Consider the following 18103-nt stretch of genomic DNA (forward strand, 5'->3'; position numbering starts at 1 on the left):
TTTAGTAACGACGAATTTTTCCAGTTTCGTAGCCCGCGCGCTTAATGATGGAACGGATTTCGCCGTCGCTCATTTTCTTGTCTTTAACTTCTGTGAAACGGGCCTTCTTGTCTTCCAGGCTCACTGAGATGTTTTCGGCCTTTTCTGTGGATTTAAGCTCTTTTGTGATGGACTCAATACACATCCCGCAGCTCATTCCATTGACTTCAACTTCCACTCGGGCGGCAAAGGCCGATACAGATAGGAATAATCCAACAAAAAATGGTGATATTTTCATAAGTTAACCTCAGAATAGAATGAGTAATTTTTCTACCATTATAGACGAGGTCTGTAATCTCAGGTATACCCGCATCATGAAAAAAGTTTGGGATCGTCTTGGTATAGCTTTTTCATCGGCCTGTGTTGTCCACTGTATTCTAGTGGCGTTCCTGCCTATTTTCTTCCCGGCCATCTCAGTTTACACCCACTCAACTTGGGTTCATGTTGTAGTCGGATTTATTATTCTTTTCACTTCTCCTCTCGCTTTCATTCCTGGATACCGTAAGCATGGTCTTACTTGGATCATTGGAACTGCCGTGAGCGGTTTATTTTTCATTCTACTCGGGATTCTACTTGAGGGTCATTTCAGCGATCAGGTAAGCCACGGAGTTTCGATTTTCGGTTCGATTCTTCTGGTGTTTGGTCACGCGAAGAATCTTCAACATTCGCACCGTCATCAGCATCAGTGCTGTTAAGTTCGGCTCTTATCTAAAACTCTCTATCTTAAGTTTCACTTCGTGCCTACGGATCACTTTCTCTGGAGAAAGTACTTTCGCTGGAGAAAGTAGGCAAAAAAAAAGCCACCCGAAGGTGGCTTTTATAATACTTATTTTTTGCCGTATTTTTTCTTGAAACGATCAACACGTCCTTCAGTATCCATAACACGTTGAGTACCAGTGTAGAATGGGTGAGAACCAGAAGAGATATCAACTTTGAAAAGAGGATACTCTTTACCGTTTACAGTGATTTTATCTGTTGTTTTGATTGTTGATTTAGTGATGATTTCAAAGTCACAAGAAACGTCTTTGAAAACAACATCTCTATACTCAGGGTGAATACCTTTTTTCATACGCTTATCCTTATAGTAAACAAATTTACAAATGAAGTTCTGGCAATTTACCGATCTGGCTGCCTACTGTCAACGAAGAATTACTACAATTGGTAGTACTACTTCTTCGCCGCAGCAAGAACGATACTCGCCAACTCGGCCTCAGTCATCTTTTCAATGACCTTCGGGTCCCGTTTATCCTCTGGCAGAGTAATATTCTTCGTTCCAACTTTGATGTAAGGGCCATATTTTCCGTCCAGAACCTGGACTTTTTTCTTCAATTTCGCCACCAGACCGAAGTCTTTCAGCACTTTACCACCACGACGGCTGGCACCTTTCTCTTCATTTAGAAGTTCAAGAGCACGCTTTAAATCCACCGTGAACAGATCATCTTCCTTCTTAAGCGAACGGAAGTTCCCATCATGCATAACATACGGCCCAAAACGACCGTTATTGGCCAAAATTGGCTTTTTCGTTTCAGGGTGAACACCTAACTCACGCGGAAGTGAAAGCGCCTGAATAGCGTCTTCAATCGTCGCGGTTTTTGGGTCCTTCCCTTTAGGAAGTGAAGCACGTTTTGGTTTTGGATTTTCTTCCGTCACTTCTCCCAATTGGAAGTAGGCGCCATATCGACCCACGAGACAGTAGATTTTCTCTTTTGTCTTAGGATCAGTTCCAATTGGAGTCGGGCCATTGGCCTGATTCTTAAGTAGCTCTTTAATTTGTTCAGGATCAAGATCCGCTGGAGCGATGTCTTCCGGAATCGAAGCGTGAACCTCTTCCTTCCCTTCACCTTTCTCCACGACGTAAGGTCCAAATCGACCTACTTTAATGTCCATCGGTTTCCCGTCTTTCATAATATGAATGGTACGAGATTCTTCAGGCTTAATTTTCTTATCCTGCTCTTCTACCTTCTTCGCAAGACCGCCCTTACCTTTGTAGAACTTAGTTAAGTATTTTAACCAATCTTCTTCTCCATAAGCGATCTTATCCAGAGACTCTTCCATCTCTGAAGTGAATGAATAGTCCACTAAATGTTCGAAGTGATTTTCCAGAAGCTGAATCACGGCCATACCTGTAAAAGTAGGAACCAGTGCCGAGCCTTCTTTACGAACGTACCCTCGATCCAGAATTGTTCCGATAATCGAAGCGTATGTAGAAGGACGACCTACACCCTCTTTCTCGAGAGCTTGAACGATCGAAGCTTCCGTGAAACGCGCAGGTGGTTTTGTCTCGTGCATATCAGGAGTGATCGTAGCAGCTTTAAGGGAGTCGCCTTTTTTCAAGACAGGAAGGATAACTTCTTTATCCTCGAGAGCTGCTTCCGGATCATCCGATCCTTCTACGTAAACGCGAAGGAAACCAGGGAATAAAATACGTGTTCCTGAAGCTGAGAACTCTGCGTCTCCCGCTTCAATTTTGATCGTCATCGACGCCTTCTCAGCTTCTTTCATCTGAGTCGCCATCGTACGTTTCCAAATAAGTTCATAAAGAGCAAGTTCACGACCACTCATGCCCGTTTTGTCCGGATGAGTGAATTCTGCACCCGCTGGACGGATGGCTTCGTGGGCCTCTTGGGCGCCTTTTTGCTTGGCCGCATACTGACGAACTTCTGGATTCAGATACTCTTTTCCGTAAAGCTCCACCACCATGTTTCGGGCAGCGTTAATGGCTTCCTGAGATAGGTTCGGTGAGTCAGTTCTCATATAAGTAATGAGACCTTCTTCATACAGACGCTGGGCCGTTCTCATGGTGTCTTTCGACGACATACCAAGTTTACGGTTGGCCTCCATTTGAAGAGTTGAAGTAATGAATGGGATAGCAGGCTTAGAATTGAAAGTTTTCTCTTCTACTGAAGTAACTTTCCACTCTGCTTTCTCGATATTCTTCGCCAGGTCTTTGGACTTTTTCTCATCCAGAAGAACGACTTTTTTCTCATCAACCAGCTTACCAGTTAAACCATCAAAGTCCTTACCACCGGCAACGCGCCCACCTTTAACAGATGTCAGTTTCGCCTCAAAAAGTGCCTTTTTGTCGGCAGCTGGATGAACTTGGGCCTTAATGTCCCAATAAACTGAACGCTTAAAGCGCATGCGCTCGCGCTCACGTTCCGCAATCATTCTTAGACCAGTTGATTGCACGCGTCCGGCCGATAGACCGTAGGCGATTTTCTTCCATATTAAAGGAGAGAGCGTGTAGCCATAAAGACGATCGAGGATTCGGCGAGTTTCCTGCGCGCGAACCAGTTTATCATCCACTTCACGGGTCTCTTTCAGGGCCTTTTGGATCGCAGTTTTGGTAATTTCATGGAAAACCATGCGTTTTACCGGAACCTTAGGCTTCAATAATTCTAATAAATGCCACGAGATAGACTCACCTTCGCGGTCTTCATCGGTCGCCAGATAGATGGTGGCGACGTCTTTCATTTTGGATTTGAGGTCGGTAATGATCTTTTTCTTATCTTTTGGAACAATATATAGAGGCTCGAAATCCTCATCTACATTTACGCCAAGCTTCGCCCATTCTTCTTTTTTTAGGGCCGCAGGAATATCTGAGGCCGATTGAGGCAGGTCACGAATATGCCCCATACTTGCTTCAACAATATAATTACTTGGGAGAAATTTACGAATGGTCTTGGCTTTTGTGGGAGACTCCACAATAACCAGATACTTTTTGTCTGCCATTTTTTTCCTAATTTGGGGAGCTTGTCTTTTAATAGAGATAAGGGCCATCCGGAAAAGAGTCAAGGAATAAAATGTCCGACACTTTGAACAATCGCGCCCCTACGACGCTTAACTCAACCTCAATTTCTCTCTGAAACCGTGAAATTTTTCGTCCTGAGAAAAAGTTTTTTGCGTCCAACATCAAAACTGCGGTAGAAGCTCTCCAACTTTATAAAGGAGCTTCAAATGAAAACTATTTTAGGTCTTTTGTTCTGCTTTACTGCCAGCGCTGCCATGGCCGCATCTTCACCGATTCTTGAAAACGTTCAGGTTAAAAATAAAAAGTTCGCAGAACTGATCTTTATTGCCATTAAAAACAAGGCACCAACGAGAACAAGCGGTGCCATCACTGCTGCTACCATCCCAGGTCTTATCACGTGCCAAAGTATCGTGGGTGTTGCGAAAACTGATTTCAACTGCACTCTTCTAAGAGGTGGTTGGAACTATCTTGGTTCTGAGGCCTATGGTTCTGGAAATCAGGAACAAGCAACTCGCAAACTTTATGATGCCTTGAAAATTCGTGAAACAAATGAAGAAGGCATGAAATTTAAAACAATCGAACTTAATGTTCCTGACCGCACTGGCGGCACTGAAAGAAACCAACTTGTCTGTACACGTATGGCGCCGGAGCACCGTCAAATGGGCTTCCGTGATACATGTCAGATCATCAACGCTCTTTAGTGCTTTAATCTCTGTTTACTTTGTAAAACAGAATCAATTCCCGGTGTTCGTTATTTGAGACCCAATTTCTGCGGATCATGTGAAAATCTCCTGAGGAGTGACTCACATGATTTCTTTTTCTTATGACAGTGGTGAAAAAGGCAACGGATAATTAAATAGAAAAGGCCCGCTTTTGCGGGCCTTGTTTTTTATAGAAGTTCTGTTTTTTGTTCGATCTCTTTTTGTTGTTTCTCCAGGGCCTTTTTCTCTCTTCTTGCCTTCCACTTCTCTTTTGCCTCTTTGAATTTCTCAGCAACTTTCGAATGGAATTTTTTCCCGGTAACGTATCCTTTCGCACGGCTCTTCATAAGCTCGTAGCCTGTGCGGTTTGTAACGTAGCTACAGAAAGAGCGAAGTTCTTTATCTTGGCCTAGTTTTTCTTTGGTCTCTGGCTGTGAACACACTGCTACCGAAACACCAGTCGCCACATCTGCTGCCACGACTGGCACAGTGTAAAGACTTGCGAGTGTGCTTGAAACTACACCTAAAGCAATTCTTGGTGCATAGATCTGTCCCACAATCGAACCAGCTGCTTCATAGATGGTCGGGACCGCCGCCTTATATTTATCGTGGGCGATGGATCTATTGAATTTACCCGTCGTTAAGATGCTCTGGATATCTTCTTTGGTAAGTTCACCAATGAGGGGCTTAAGCTCCAAGTATTCAGGGTGAAGGTTAATAAGATCAAGATTCAATTCATTCACATTAAGACGAGCAAGTTCGTCAGGAGTGAGATCAAAGCGTGAGACGTTATCAGGCATATCGGACTTAACACCAGTAATGAACAGGAAATCCTTCATGATCGAATTGGTTTTCCGGTCAAGAATTTCTTCCGTCTTTGCCATCACAAGCTCAATCATTTCTTCAGGAGTTCCTGCTTGAAGATAAAGGTCATCGTATTCGGCCTGATGATTTAAGAAGAACTGATAGAAGGCCGCGAGATCTTTGTTCTTACTTTCTTTTTCTACACTTCCCTTAAAAAAGCCCGCGGTGGCCATAAAAGGTTTGGCGGTCGTAGTTGATAACCAGGCGGCCCCTTTACCAATGGACATTCCTAGTCTTTTAAAGATGCCTCTTGTTTTCTCTTCACGAGAACAATTGGCACAGTCCCCTTTTATTTTTTCGTAACCGACTTCAATCGAGTCTTTAGATGCTTTGAAAGCGTCTGAAACTTTTCTAAGTAAGATTCTGGTCTTGCTATCTTCGTGTTTCTCGGCCTCTTTCTCGAGTTGTTCGGAAACAACTTGTTTTTCTGAGGAAGTCACTTCAATTACAGATTCCTCTGCGCGGGTGTTGGCCATGCATAGAAGCATCATGATGAATAAAGCAGCGGTCATTTTCATACCGGTCTCCTGGGAAAATCATTGATGGCAGTTGAGAAGCAAAAAGAAGGCCAGGGAGGGTACTTTATATTTCAGAGAGTTGTCGTATGGGAGGACTGTCGATTTTTTTGACAGTGATTGAAATTCTTACAAAACGCCCAAGACCAGAGAGGTCCCAGGCGTCCTTATCAAAGAGATCTATTAAGCGGCTTTTTTATCAGCTATTTTATTAAACAATTCGTATAACGTTTCTTCTTCACGACGAATACGAGTGGAAAGAGCTGAGCGCAGTTGGCTGAAGTCTTTAACAAAATCCATTGGACTACCGCCTTTTTCATATTTATCAAAGAAGGCCAATGCCTTAGGCGCGAGGGATTCCATGTCTTTAGCGAGAATATTCAAGGTCGATTTAATGTTGGCATCTGTTTCAGCGGCCTTTCTAAGAACCGGGTAAAGTTCAACATCTTCGTGCTTAAGATGTGCTAGAAGAGCGGCCTTTGCTGCCGTTAGTTTCTTGGGGGTCTCAGGATGGGCAATACCCAACTTCGCCACCTCTTCAAGAACTTCAACTAGCTTCTTATGATCGCCTTTTAATTTCGAAATAAGTTGAGACATGGATCCTCCTCTATTGAATGCTTCACTTATCGTAAAAAAGGGAGGAGTTATTGAGGATCTTAAGTATATATTCAGGTGGGTTTCTAAGTCTCTGAGATAAAGTGGTCCGGAGACCCGGACCACTATATTTTTTCTTATTTACAAGACTCTTTCACACCATTCATCTGATCCACCACACCCTGAACTGTACACACAGTCAGTTTCTTCTGGTTGAAGTAATCCATCAGCATAGATGAGGCCGTCACAGATTGCTTATGAATGTCATGGAACAGAATGATCCCTGCGTTCTTAGATGAAGCATTCATTTGTTTCAAAGTACGATTATAAATCGAGGTCGGGTTCTTGTCCTGCCAGTCCAGAGTATCCACCGTCCAGAACACGTGAATCATGCCGTGGTCTGCGATCTTCTGACGAACCGTCGATACACTTACTCCAGCTCCATAAGGAAGACGGAAGAGTTTAACTTTAGTGTCGAGCTTGGCCTCAATGGTCTTCTTAGAAGTGCCAATTTCTTTTTCTAACTGGACCGGCCCAACTTTTGTAAGCTGAGCATGAGTATAAGAGTGGCTCGCAATATCAAAACCCGCTTCTTTTAGTGAAAGTGCAGTTTTTGGGAGTTTCTCAACCTGCTGAGCAAGTACAAAAAAAGTCGCCGGAATTTTCTTTTCTTGAAGGTTCTTAATCACATTCGGAGTTGTAGCACCAGGACCATCATCATAAGTCAGTGACCAAGTATTGGCCGGAAAATTTTGGCCCGAAATATTCCCGCTCTTCCCTGCAGAAGGAGCAATCACATCAGAACTTGTGTCACGCCCAATTTCACTCGTAAAGACCCTGATTTCTTCAGACAATAATTTAATATTGTTATCTAGGTTCTTATAACTTTCTTTTTTCTTCTCGGCCTTGATGGTTTCCTGAAGAATCTTCTCATCCACTTTATAGTCTTTCATCTCCTTGTAGTATGAAAGTCTCGTTCCACGCAGTAGCACCATGTTCTTCCAGATAACGTCTCTCACTGCCGGATCGTTGTTTGTCACGGCCGGGTCATTACGTAGGGCCTTTAGCTCCTCATAAAGCTCGGTTTGTTTATCACGGAGGTTACCCAGGATCATCGGTCTTAGATTCTCGGGGAGGGCCTTCTCGTCTCTTTTGACCCCATCATAAAACTTTCCAAATGTGTCCAATGCCTCTTGGGCATTTCTTTTTTGATCTTCAGAGTACTGAGGTAAGGCAGTGGCAAGAACCAGATCAATATAAAGATCGTTGAAGTCATGCTCAAACTGATCAACATAAGCACGAGTGGAAAGAAGCTTCATATAGGTCTTTGACTTCAGGGCCTTGTTGGGAGACTTATCAAGCTCTCTATCAAATTCATGAAGAAAGATCTGGCCCATTAAGTGCCCGTGGAAAATCCCACTCATAAGTTTATCCATTTTATTATTTAAAATGGCCTGACTGCTCATGATTTCATTGACTGAAGCGAGAGTACGATGAGTATGTGTGTGCTTTGGAGTTGTCGAACAACCAACTAAACCAACAAGTGTAACAAGGGGTAAAACTCTAAGTTTTTTCATGGATTCTCCTGACGAGATTTATAACGAAGACTTATCGTCAGAAAGATCAAAAAATTGATGGCCTAAAACACTGAATTCACGAAATCCATAAGATGTTTTAACGTAAAAGGCTTTCTAAAAAAGGCCAAGGCCCCTAAAGAAAGGATGTATTCCTCAGTTGCCCGGATGTCCCCTGAGACAATAATGATCTTTGGTGCGTTTTTAAGGGCCTTAAGCTTACTCAAAAGCCAGTGCCCGTCCCCGTTTTTCATCTCCAAATCAGAGATGATTAAATCAATTTTAAAGGTCCCTAACAACGCCATTGCTTCCTCACCGGAGGCGGCCTTGATAGGCATGTAGCCATGATCTTCTAAAATAATTTCTAAGAGATTTCTTGCGTCAGGGGAATCATCCACCACCAGAATGTTTTTCATTTGATCAAAATAACACGAACGGATTTCGTCTCAACTCAAGAAAACTTATCAACGTGATTTCTAAAGGTAAGAAGAAAAAATAATGATTGCCTTGAGCTTTCTTTCTCTTAATCTATTAAGAGTTCAATAACCACTTTCTCTTATCTACCTGGCACCTTTTGGACATTTATTAACAACTCAATCAAAGCTATTCTGAGAGTAATATTCATCTACTCTGGAGTTATAAAACTGATCAGAGACGGCCATACTGAGGAAAATGGAATTAGCAAAAAACCTTCTTAAACTTTCTCGTAAAAAGAAAATGAGCATTGCTTCGCTCGCCAAAAAAAGTGGAGTGAAGCAACCAACTCTTCATGGATGGACCACAGGTCGCTCAGTTCAGAATATTGATGATCTAAAAAAAGTTTGTGAGGTACTGGAAGTTGGACTTCATACTCTTCTCTTCGGAATTCCTGATCCCTATGAAACTAATCAAAAACTTATAGAAGAAATTTTTAAGGGTGATATTACGGTTACCATTCACAAAATTGTGAAGAATGACTAGGGCCTTTCGTTGATCCATTTATTCGCCTGGGGATCATAAATCACAAAACCTGAACTTATTCCAAAAAGTCCCAATCCTCCAGTAACCATCACACGTCCATCGGGAAGAAGACTTGAAGAATGATAGGCCCGCTCCGACTCTTGAGCAATGCCATTCATAGTAGACCAAGTGTTGAGAACAGGATCGTAGATCTCTGTAGGTGATATTGCCACTGTACTGCCAAGCCCTCCGAGAACCAAAATACGGCCATCAAAAAGAGCATGCATGGTAGGCTCTAGCCTATCAAAGGACAAAGGAGCAACAGTGGTCCAGGTGTTATTTGCAGGATTATAAATTTCAACACTCTTGGGTCGAGATGAAGTACTTGGTGAATAGCCACCAACGACCATCACCCTTCCATCCGCCATGACTGAGGCATTATGATAGAAGCGGCCAATAGACATAGGAGCAGTCAAGGTCCAGGTATTGGCTCCAGGATCATAGATTTCTGCACTCGCAAGCCCATTGGAGCCAGTACTTGATCCACCGATGACCATGACCCGACCGTCTTGCAATACGACAGAGACATGATCAACTCTTGGAGTCGACATGGGAGGCAGGGCCGTCCAAATATTGGTAACAGGGTCATAAATAGCATTACTGGCCAAAATCGACCCATTATACCCACCCATCACAATCACCCTACCATCTAAAAGAACATTTGATCTATGGAGTCTGCTTGCTATAGGCATTGATGCCGCCGCCGTCCAAGTGTTCATGGCAGGATCGTAAATCTCTACACTCGACAATGCAGTAGTGCCATCATTTGTCCCACCCATGACCATGATTCTTCCATCATGGAGAACTTCGCTCGTATGTTTTATTCTTCCTTGGACCATTGAAGCAGTGAAATTCCAGGTATAGGTTGCAGGATCAAATATTTGAGGAGTAAAAATCGCCGTTATATTATCGCTGGTTCCACCAACTATTAAAACTCGTCCATCCGGCAAGACATTTTCCGTATGCATTGCTATTCCTTTCTTCATTGAAGAAAAAGAAGTCGTTAGCCATTCGTTTTTTGTCGGATCAAAAACTTCCACACTTTGAGTAATAGGCCCATTAGAACCACCCACTACCATAACACGATCATCAGAAAGTTGTACTGAACCATGGGTCCACCGAGCGAAGTTTATAGGCACTCCTACCGACCAGCTTGCGCTCGCAGGATCATAAATATCAACCCGTGTGGTGAGGCTGAAATTTGCCCCCATTCCTCCAGTCACCATAACTCGACCATCAGATAGTACAACTGAAGAATGAGCAACTTTTTGCTCAGGCAAAGTGGCCGTACTCCAGGTATTACTAACAGGATCATAAATTTCCATCGATGAAAGAATGAGCGCACCATTTTTCTGTCCACCCATAATCAAAACTCTTCCATCTGGAATGACACTCGCAGTGTGGCCACCACGTCCCTCTGTCATTGCAGGAACACTCACCGAGTCCCAGCTGTTTGTAACAGGATCATAAATCTCTGAGCTTGATAAAAAGCTTGAAGAATCACTTGTACCCCCAACGACCAGGACTCTTCCATCTGGAAGCGTACTTGCAGTATGCATTGATCGTGGGACACTCATATCTGGAACACTGGAGGTCCAACTGTTGGTGGCCGGATTATAAACTTCAACACTGGTGAATGTAGTTGATCCGTCTCGACCGCCTGTTACCAACACTTGTCCATTCGAAAGAACTGTGGTCGCATGAAAAACTCTTCCCACACTCATGGGTGCCACACTTGTTGTATCCCAAGTGTTTGTTGCTAATGAAAATACTTCAGCATTTGTTTCACCAGTAACGGTAGTACTAGAGGTCCCTCCCAAAAGAAGAACTCTCCCATCCTGAAGTTTATTGAGAGTAAAACCCGCATTTGAAGTACTGCGATTTTTTAAGTAACGATGAAAAGAACTGACGGTCTTACCTGCTTCCACCAACCACACATGAACTTCTGATTCACAACCGGAAAAGAGAATACAACAGGCCATGAGAAGAATTCTCATTGAATAAAATAGGCCGAATCTGGATTGAACTACACCTTTCACTATAGACTTATCGATATCTATTAAGTCTAAGTTAAAAGGATAAGGCAATCTTAAGATTAGTTCGCTTTATTCGCTAGTTGCACATGGTACCTAAAGAGAAACTATGGCCTTTCATTCATCCAAGAACTTGTTTGGGGATTAAAAATCAGCGCACTGGAAAAGAGACCAAACATACCATATCCCCCGACCAGCATCACCGAACCATCATTTAAGACAACGGAGTGATGATAAATTCTCTTTGCTTCTAATTCAGCTCCTCCAGGAGTGCTCCAGGAATTAGTTACTGGGTCGTAAATTTCACTCCCGAAAACTGAAACGTTGTTGGTTCCACCCATAATAAGAACTCGACCATCAGGAAGGGTCGCTCCTGTGTGTGCCCTTTTCGGATCCGTCATTGAGGCCACAGAAGTCCAGGAATCGGTAGTGGGATTATAAATCTCTGCACTTGATAAGAAACTTCCATCTAATCCTCCTGCTACAAACACTCTTCCATCTGATAAAACATTTGCAGAAAAATAAGCTCTTCTCGCAGACATGGATGTCGTCACCGTCCAGGTATTGGCCACAGGATCGTAAATTTCTCCAGTTTCCAATGCAGTCACATTATTAGCAGTTCCTCCAACGACGAATACTCGACCATCATTTAAAAGCACCGCTTGATGCACCAATCTTGGAGTGGAAAGAGAAGGAGCTGCACTCCAAGTGTTGGTACTTGGATCATAGATTTCAACACTGGTCAAAAAGCCCATACCTAGTCCACCTACAACTAAGACACGACCATCAGTAAGAACAGTTGCCGTGTGAAGCATTCTACCGGTAGACATGGGAGCGATTGTTGTCCAAGTATCCAGTGTTGGGTCATAGATTTCACCAGAGGACAGCTTACTCGAGTTATCCGGCGTTCCCCCTAAGATGAGCACACGTCCATCAGTTAAAACACTGGCCGTATGTTCAGTTCGGCCTATGGACATAGGAGAGGTCACTTGCCACGAAGAAGTCCCAGGATTAAAAATCTGACCAAGTGTCGTTCTATTCATATCTTTATCTACTCCCCCGGCCACTAATACCTGGCCAGTGGGAAGATGACTTGAAGTATGCATCGCTGCAGTTAAACTCAACCCACTAAACGAAGTGGTGAACCACTTGTTCTTAACCGGATCATATACCTCTACACTATCAAGAGGCATTCCATTGACCCCACCGGCAACCATGATTCTCCCGTCTGAAAGTATGGTTGCATTGTGAGAATATCTCGGAAGATTTAGAGAAGAGACCGAGGTCCATGAATCATTGGCCGGATCATAAATATCGACTTGTGCCGATCCACTGGAATTACTTACCATTGTACCCACCACCAGGACTTTTCCATCCTGCATGGCCGTTGCCGTATGATAGAACCTTGAAGAAGGCATTGCTATCACACTCCATGAGTTAGTTACCGGATCATAAATTTCCATGTTTGAGAGAGGGGCCATGCCATCAAAACCACCTATCACTAAGACTCTTCCATCCGGGAGTACTGTGGCGGTATGAGAACCCCTTTCCGTACTCATGGGTGGAACAGTTACGGAGTCCCAGGTATTTGTCACCGGATCATAGATCTCTGAAGTCGCCAAAAAAGTTCCGTTATCATTCACTCCTCCAATCACCAAAACACGTCCATCTAAGAGAACACTTGATGTGTGACTCATTCGAGGAGAGGACATATCTGGAACTCCCGAAGAATCCCAGGCATTTGTCACAGGATTGTAGACCTCAGCGCTGGATAAATAGATAGAAGCACTACCTTTCCCTCCAGTCACTAACACCCGCCCATCAGCGAGGACACTTGTGGCATGTTGAGACCTGGCCGTTCCCATGGGAGAAACTGAGGACCAAGTATTTGTTTCTAACGAGTAAATTTCCGCGCTGGTGATCATGACGGACATATCAAGAGTTCCGCCAAGCCTTAATACTCTTCCGTCTTGCAGAGTATTTAAGGAGAAGAGAGCATGAGGAGAACTTAGTTTTTTCAAATAGAGATACTGAGTACTGCTCTTTTTGAATTGAAAGGAATTCGTAAAATCGATAAAGACTTCAGATTTACATGCAGAAAATAAAAATGAACAAAGGAAAAAGATGAAAGGAAGAGGGACCTTTCTAGTGAGAGTGGGACGATTCCAAAGCGGCCGTTGGGGTTGATTCATTTTAATGATCTCAACACCTCATCGACAAAACTCTTAACATTTCTTAAATATTTTAAGGAGTCTTAAATCTTGAATCGAAATTTCAGAAGGTTACATGAATAATCAAAAGCCCCTCCTAAGAGGGGCCATGAGTTTTAGCGAATAAAGAGCATGTCAAAGAACTTAGGTACCGGCCAGTTTTCATCCGGGATGATCTCTTCGATCTGGTTACAAAGTTCAGCGATCTTCACTGACTGAGGCATAAGCTCAAGGGCAATTCTCTTTGCAAATGTTTCTTCATCAAGCTTGTGATGAAGATCATCCAGCGACGTATTAAGATTGATCGTTTGCTCATAAAGAGACTTCGAATAGTTCGAAAGATCTTTCAACAGTTCAAGTTCAAGTGATGAATCAGCACCACAATCTTTTTGTTTCTTAATCGATTCGGCGAGCTGGGCCTTATACTCTACCGCCGCTGGAACAACTTGTTTTAAAACCATACCAGCAAGTGTCTTAAGCTCAATCTGACGACACTTGATATAGCGCTCAAGCATAACGTTATGACGAGTAGAAATTTCTGATTCTTTGAACACACCAGATCTCACAAGAACGCTTGTCTTCTTAGCGTCTTTAAGAACTGAAATCGCCTCAGGAGTTGTTCTCATGTTACCAAGGCCACGCTTCTCTGCCTCTTTCACCCAATCTTGTGAGTAACCGTCACCATTGAACACCACTCTTTGAGCGTTTCCGTACCACTTAAGAATGACCGCTGTAAGAGCATCATCCTGAGATTTACCAGAAGCAAGCTCCTGCTCAAGAAAAGCGTTTGTTTCTTCGAAGATATCAACAACTGCTGCATTCAGAATTGAAAGCGGATAACCAATTGAAGCTGAAGAACCACAAGCACGAAACTCAAACTTGTTACCTGTAAACGCGAACGGAGATGTACGGTTGCGGTCTGTATTATCTTTCACAAGATCAGCAAGCTGACGAGCACCAAGATCAAGCAGAGTCTTTCCAGAGGCAACATACTTTCCTCCAGAAACCATTGAATCAAGGATCTGAGTCAGAGTTGTTCCAAGGAACACTGACATGATTGAAGGAGGTGCTTCGTTAGCACCTAGACGGTGATCGTTTCCGTGAGAAGCAATCCCCATTCGGATAACGTCAGCGTGACGGTAAACCGCCTCTACCACTGTCGCAACCACCGCAAGGAAGCGGTAGTTTTCATGAGGGTTATGACCAGGTTCAAGAAGATTCACGCCTGTGTCTGTCGACATCGACCAGTTCAAGTGCTTACCAGAACCGTTCACACCTGCGAATGGCTTCTCGTGAAGAAGACACACGAAATCGTGTTTAAGGGCCACGTTACGAAGAGTGGTCATAACGATTTGGTTATTATCGGCCGCCACGTTGGCGTCTTTGAAGATCGGAGCAAGCTCGAACTGTCCTGGGGCCACTTCGTTGTGACGAGTTTTGGCCGGAATGCCCATTTTATAAAGTTCAATTTCTACTTCTTCCATGAAAGCAAGAACACGGTCTTCAATCATACCGAAGTAGTGGTCTTCAAGTTGCTGGTTACGAGAAGTCAAAGATCCCATAAGAGCTCGACCTGTCATCACAAGGTCCTGACGACCGAAGTAGAAGGCCTTATCAATTAGGAAGTACTCTTGTTCAGCACCACAAGTTGTATAAACCTTGCTTACATCTTTCATGCCAACAAGATTACAAAACTTCGTCATCACTTCATTGATTCTTAGATCAGAACGAAGAAGCGGAGTTTTTGTATCGAGAGCGTCACCATGATAAGAAACGAAGGCCGTTGGAATGACCAGCGTCTTACCATTGGTTGATTCCTGAATGAAAAGCGGTGAAGTCAGGTCCCAAGTTGTGTATCCGCGTGCTTCGAAAGTGGCACGAGAACCACCATGTGGGAAAGAAGAAGCATCTGGCTCCCCTTGCATAAGTTGAGAAGCAGAAAGAGTTTCAATGGCGCGATCGTTATCGAAGTTCAGGAAGGCATCGTGTTTTTCAGCTGTCGAACCTGTTAGAGGTTGGAACCAGTGACAAAAGTGAGTGGCACCTTTTGAGATCGCCCATTCAAGAACAGAATTTGCAACTTTCGTGGCAAGAGGTTTATCAATCGTGCGTTTGCCGTCGATAACTTGTTTTAGAGCATCTTTATCTTCAAGCGAAAGAGACTTTGAAAGATGGTAGTTGTAAACGTTCTCACCATAGTACTGAGAAACTTTTAAATACTTACCCTGCTCATTGATAGGCACATTACACTTGCGTGGTTTTCTGCCGTAAACTGTGAGCTTCGCTTGTTGACGTATATGATTGGCCATAAAAAACTTCTCCTGAAAGTTATCTTTCGATCCGCGGGCTTTGTTAGTTATTTTGGGAACATAGGATTATTATCGGTAAAAATACGTTTTTTTCTAACTACTTTTTATAACTTATCACTCTATCGCTTTCAAGATAAACTAGGTCAACTATGTACACCTACCAACTGTCCACAAACTTAACAGATCCTGAATGCTCAGATTGGAATTTGCTTGCTGAATCATCATTAGGAAGTGATGTTCATTCCGATCGGAAAATGGGCTTCCTTCTCTCGAGAGATGCACTAAAAAATGCTCTTAAGGAACATGGCCAGGAAGTTTCTACCGATGAGTTGAAGCTAGTGGATTATCATTTACTCCCGAAATGTCCTCAACTTACCATTTCACTCTCCCATACAAAAACATGTGGTGCTGCAATAGTGGCAGAGCGGAAAGAATTTCGCTCGGTGGGTATAGATGTTGAAGAAGAAAAGCGTGTTGTGAAAGATTCAATCCGAGAAAGGATCTCTCATCCGAAAGATCAAAACCTAAGAAATATTGAGCTATGGTGTGTGAAAGAAGCGGTCTTTAAAGTACTCATGAACACCGGACTTTTTCCAAAACCGATAGAATTTGGAAGTATTGAAGTTCAACAGGACCGTTGGTTCCACTCCCCTTCAAATCTTTCTGGGGAGTGGAAAATGGTGCAGACTACGCCATATGTGCTGGCGATGGCCTTTTTGAGAAACTAAAAACTTTTTCAGCAAGTGCTCGATCAACCACGGCAATTTCTTTTAATTGCTTCGGAGCTTTGCCTGGCATGATTTCAAGTCGAACAAGTTTATTTAAACGAGCGACAATTAATTCATAGTTCTGATCAGTCATCACCATTGAACCAAGTCTTTCGGCATCTTCTTTCATGAAGCGGTAACCATTTAAGAAAATGATCTCGTCTCCGGCGTTTACACCGGCCTTATAAGCAGGAGAATCAAGAGTGATAGACTTCACGATGGCGCGATCACCACTAAACTCCCAATCAATACCGAGATATGGATTTGGATTTTCGATGAAGCGAAGCTCACATCCCATTTTCTTGAAAGCGGTCTCAAAATCAATGTCCTGAGTTGTTTCAATCATGGTCGAGAACTTTTGCAGGACCTCGTTTCCACCAATCTCTTTAATCATCTGGTAAACACCTTCACGAGTCACACCCACTGCCGGACGTTTCTTATAGTCGTCCCAAAGGGCGCGAAGAAGGTCATCCACAGACTTACCTTTCTCAGCAAGTAAACTATGAAGAACGGTGAAGACCAGACCACCCTTTAGATAGTAACTGACAGATGAGTTCTTAGAGTTTTCATCTGGACGATAAAGTTTGATCCAGGCATTGAATGAACTCTGCTCTAGAGAGTGATACATTCGTCCTGGAGTACTGAGATAGGTTTCTAGGTTGCCCTTCACTACATCCAGATACTCTTCAATTGTCGAGAGTCCTGCGCGGTAAACGAAAAGATCATCCATGAATGAAGTGAGCCCCTCAGCAAGCCACAGAAGTGTGGTGTAGTTTTCATTCAGATAGTCAAAGGGCCCTAGTTCTTTTGGACGAATACGTTTTACGTTCCAAAGGTGGAAGTATTCATGAGCGGCCAGGGCCATATAGGCCTGATAATCTTTTTTATTCGCAAGTTTTCTTCCATCAAACTGAAGTGCGGTCGAGTTTAAGTGCTCAAGACCACCGTAAAGTTTTGGAACGAAGTGAGTGAGAAAAAGATACTGCTCATAAGGAAGTTCACCATCAAAGTGCTCGGCCACAGTGGCCACGATCTTTTTCAGGTCCCCTTTGATGTTCTGACGATGAGGATAAAGGTCCCCATAATGGGCCATATGATGAGGTTTACCATTGTATTCAAAACCATCTGTCTCGTGACAACCAATTTCAACTGGTGAATCAATCAACTCATCATAGTCTGCTGCGGTATAAACGAATTCATTTCTTTTTTGAGAAACATCCTTAAGACCTGTGCTGAGTTTCGACCAGGCAGGAGGGAAACGGAACTCAATCGTTGGGTCTTTGATCTCTGCCCCAACCACTCCCATGATATAGGTCGGGCCTTGAAGATAAGCGTGAGAAGCATCAATGTGAGATGTTCTCACAGTAAGTTCTTTGGCATAAATTTCATAAGTCACTTCAAAAGTATCCATCGGCCGTTTGAGGTCCGATTTTTTCCAATCAATTTCCCAGGTCCCTTTTGCAGTTTGAGTGTGGAAAAGCACTTCCCCGTTACTAGAAGTCGCCTGAAACCATCTCACATGACGTGAATACTCTCTGAGAAGGTATGACCCCGGACTCCACGAAGGAAGGAACACTTTCATGGTGTCCTGATTCTTCGGTTTCTCGAGTTTCATGGTCACTTTTACGAGGTTATTTTCCGGTTTGTCGATTTGAACGAGGTAATGCACTTTCATTGGCGGAGTCCTTTCAAGATGTTGGAAGTAGAATAAGACTGGAGAGGTCTAAAGACAATATTCAAAAAGGTT

The 18103-nt window shown here is 43.3% G+C and carries 15 protein-coding genes; 4 read left to right on the forward strand and 11 right to left on the reverse strand.

The window, feature by feature from the left end; translation table 11 throughout:
* Nucleotide 1 precedes the first annotated feature (1 nt).
* A complete protein-coding gene (locus tag ACJVC5_RS18355) occupies nucleotides 2-277 on the reverse strand; it encodes a heavy-metal-associated domain-containing protein (RefSeq protein ID WP_408097002.1) in 276 nt (91 codons plus the stop codon).
* Between the two features lie 76 nt (nucleotides 278-353).
* Here ACJVC5_RS18355 and ACJVC5_RS18360 point away from each other — a divergent pair, with 76 nt between their 5' ends.
* Entirely contained in the window at nucleotides 354-734 is a 381-nt protein-coding gene (locus ACJVC5_RS18360; RefSeq protein WP_408097003.1) for a MerC domain-containing protein, read from the forward strand.
* Between the two features lie 131 nt (nucleotides 735-865).
* On the opposite strand, the gene ACJVC5_RS18365 is transcribed toward ACJVC5_RS18360, so the two are convergent.
* The gene (locus ACJVC5_RS18365; RefSeq protein WP_408097004.1) at nucleotides 866-1108 is read right to left on the reverse strand and encodes a type B 50S ribosomal protein L31; all 243 of its coding nucleotides are present in this window, start codon (nucleotides 1106-1108) and stop codon (nucleotides 866-868) included.
* 98 nt (nucleotides 1109-1206) lie between these two features.
* A complete protein-coding gene (gene topA, locus ACJVC5_RS18370) occupies nucleotides 1207-3771 on the reverse strand; it encodes a type I DNA topoisomerase (RefSeq protein WP_408097005.1) in 2565 nt (854 codons plus the stop codon).
* 225 nt (nucleotides 3772-3996) lie between these two features.
* On the opposite strand from topA, the gene ACJVC5_RS18375 reads away from it, so the two are divergent.
* Complete coding sequence (locus ACJVC5_RS18375) at nucleotides 3997-4491, forward strand: hypothetical protein (RefSeq protein WP_408097006.1); 495 nt, start codon at nucleotides 3997-3999, stop codon at nucleotides 4489-4491.
* 188 nt (nucleotides 4492-4679) lie between these two features.
* On the opposite strand, the gene ACJVC5_RS18380 is transcribed toward ACJVC5_RS18375, so the two are convergent.
* The 4 genes from ACJVC5_RS18380 to ACJVC5_RS18395 form a co-directional block, all read right to left on the reverse strand.
* Nucleotides 4680-5873: a hypothetical protein gene (locus ACJVC5_RS18380; RefSeq protein WP_408097007.1), complete on the reverse strand. Its 1194-nt coding sequence runs from the start codon at nucleotides 5871-5873 to the stop codon at nucleotides 4680-4682.
* Nucleotides 5874-6053: 180 nt separating this feature from the next.
* Nucleotides 6054-6467 carry a hemerythrin domain-containing protein gene (locus tag ACJVC5_RS18385; RefSeq protein ID WP_408097008.1) on the reverse strand — a complete coding sequence of 138 codons (414 nt, stop codon included), beginning with the start codon at nucleotides 6465-6467 and terminating at the stop codon, nucleotides 6054-6056.
* A gap of 134 nt (nucleotides 6468-6601) precedes the next feature.
* Nucleotides 6602-8041: a polysaccharide deacetylase family protein gene (locus ACJVC5_RS18390; protein WP_408097009.1), complete on the reverse strand. Its 1440-nt coding sequence runs from the start codon at nucleotides 8039-8041 to the stop codon at nucleotides 6602-6604.
* A 62-nt stretch (nucleotides 8042-8103) separates the two neighbouring features.
* On the reverse strand, nucleotides 8104-8454 hold the full coding sequence (locus tag ACJVC5_RS18395; protein ID WP_408097010.1) for a response regulator: 351 nt from the start codon (nucleotides 8452-8454) through the stop codon (nucleotides 8104-8106).
* 256 nt (nucleotides 8455-8710) lie between these two features.
* On the opposite strand from ACJVC5_RS18395, the gene ACJVC5_RS18400 reads away from it, so the two are divergent.
* Nucleotides 8711-8998 (forward strand): helix-turn-helix domain-containing protein, encoded by a 288-nt coding sequence (locus ACJVC5_RS18400; protein WP_408097011.1) that lies wholly within the window; start codon nucleotides 8711-8713, stop codon nucleotides 8996-8998.
* Here the strand turns inward: ACJVC5_RS18400 and ACJVC5_RS18405 are convergent.
* The 3 genes from ACJVC5_RS18405 to ACJVC5_RS18415 form a co-directional block, all read right to left on the reverse strand.
* Complete coding sequence (locus ACJVC5_RS18405; RefSeq protein WP_408097012.1) at nucleotides 8995-11034, reverse strand: kelch repeat-containing protein; 2040 nt, start codon at nucleotides 11032-11034, stop codon at nucleotides 8995-8997. The genes ACJVC5_RS18400 and ACJVC5_RS18405 overlap by 4 nt on opposite strands.
* A gap of 143 nt (nucleotides 11035-11177) precedes the next feature.
* Nucleotides 11178-13091 carry a Kelch repeat-containing protein gene (locus ACJVC5_RS18410; RefSeq protein WP_408097013.1) on the reverse strand — a complete coding sequence of 638 codons (1914 nt, stop codon included), beginning with the start codon at nucleotides 13089-13091 and terminating at the stop codon, nucleotides 11178-11180.
* Between the two features lie 305 nt (nucleotides 13092-13396).
* Entirely contained in the window at nucleotides 13397-15589 is a 2193-nt protein-coding gene (locus ACJVC5_RS18415) for a glutamine synthetase III (protein ID WP_408097014.1), read from the reverse strand.
* A 149-nt stretch (nucleotides 15590-15738) separates the two neighbouring features.
* Here ACJVC5_RS18415 and ACJVC5_RS18420 point away from each other — a divergent pair, with 149 nt between their 5' ends.
* Entirely contained in the window at nucleotides 15739-16317 is a 579-nt protein-coding gene (locus ACJVC5_RS18420; RefSeq protein ID WP_408097015.1) for a 4'-phosphopantetheinyl transferase family protein, read from the forward strand.
* Here ACJVC5_RS18420 and ACJVC5_RS18425 read toward each other — a convergent pair.
* On the reverse strand, nucleotides 16277-18031 hold the full coding sequence (locus ACJVC5_RS18425; RefSeq protein WP_408097016.1) for a M61 family metallopeptidase: 1755 nt from the start codon (nucleotides 18029-18031) through the stop codon (nucleotides 16277-16279). The genes ACJVC5_RS18420 and ACJVC5_RS18425 overlap by 41 nt on opposite strands.
* Nucleotides 18032-18103: the final 72 nt, after the last annotated feature.

The sequence above is a fragment of the Peredibacter sp. HCB2-198 genome, from assembly GCF_045999315.1.
GTDB lineage: Bacteria > Bdellovibrionota > Bacteriovoracia > Bacteriovoracales > Bacteriovoracaceae > Peredibacter.

Coding starts and splice junctions, on each gene's coding strand:
- ACJVC5_RS18355 (WP_408097002.1), bottom strand. CDS start 277: ATGAAAATATCACCATTTTTTGTTGGATTATTCCTATCTGTATCGGCC.
- ACJVC5_RS18360 (WP_408097003.1), top strand. CDS start 354: ATGAAAAAAGTTTGGGATCGTCTTGGTATAGCTTTTTCATCGGCCTGT.
- ACJVC5_RS18365 (WP_408097004.1), bottom strand. CDS start 1,108: ATGAAAAAAGGTATTCACCCTGAGTATAGAGATGTTGTTTTCAAAGAC.
- topA (WP_408097005.1), bottom strand. CDS start 3,771: ATGGCAGACAAAAAGTATCTGGTTATTGTGGAGTCTCCCACAAAAGCC.
- ACJVC5_RS18375 (WP_408097006.1), top strand. CDS start 3,997: ATGAAAACTATTTTAGGTCTTTTGTTCTGCTTTACTGCCAGCGCTGCC.
- ACJVC5_RS18380 (WP_408097007.1), bottom strand. CDS start 5,873: ATGAAAATGACCGCTGCTTTATTCATCATGATGCTTCTATGCATGGCC.
- ACJVC5_RS18385 (WP_408097008.1), bottom strand. CDS start 6,467: ATGTCTCAACTTATTTCGAAATTAAAAGGCGATCATAAGAAGCTAGTT.
- ACJVC5_RS18390 (WP_408097009.1), bottom strand. CDS start 8,041: ATGAAAAAACTTAGAGTTTTACCCCTTGTTACACTTGTTGGTTTAGTT.
- ACJVC5_RS18395 (WP_408097010.1), bottom strand. CDS start 8,454: ATGAAAAACATTCTGGTGGTGGATGATTCCCCTGACGCAAGAAATCTC.
- ACJVC5_RS18400 (WP_408097011.1), top strand. CDS start 8,711: ATGGAATTAGCAAAAAACCTTCTTAAACTTTCTCGTAAAAAGAAAATG.
- ACJVC5_RS18405 (WP_408097012.1), bottom strand. CDS start 11,034: ATGAGAATTCTTCTCATGGCCTGTTGTATTCTCTTTTCCGGTTGTGAA.
- ACJVC5_RS18415 (WP_408097014.1), bottom strand. CDS start 15,589: ATGGCCAATCATATACGTCAACAAGCGAAGCTCACAGTTTACGGCAGA.
- ACJVC5_RS18420 (WP_408097015.1), top strand. CDS start 15,739: ATGTACACCTACCAACTGTCCACAAACTTAACAGATCCTGAATGCTCA.
- ACJVC5_RS18425 (WP_408097016.1), bottom strand. CDS start 18,031: ATGAAAGTGCATTACCTCGTTCAAATCGACAAACCGGAAAATAACCTC.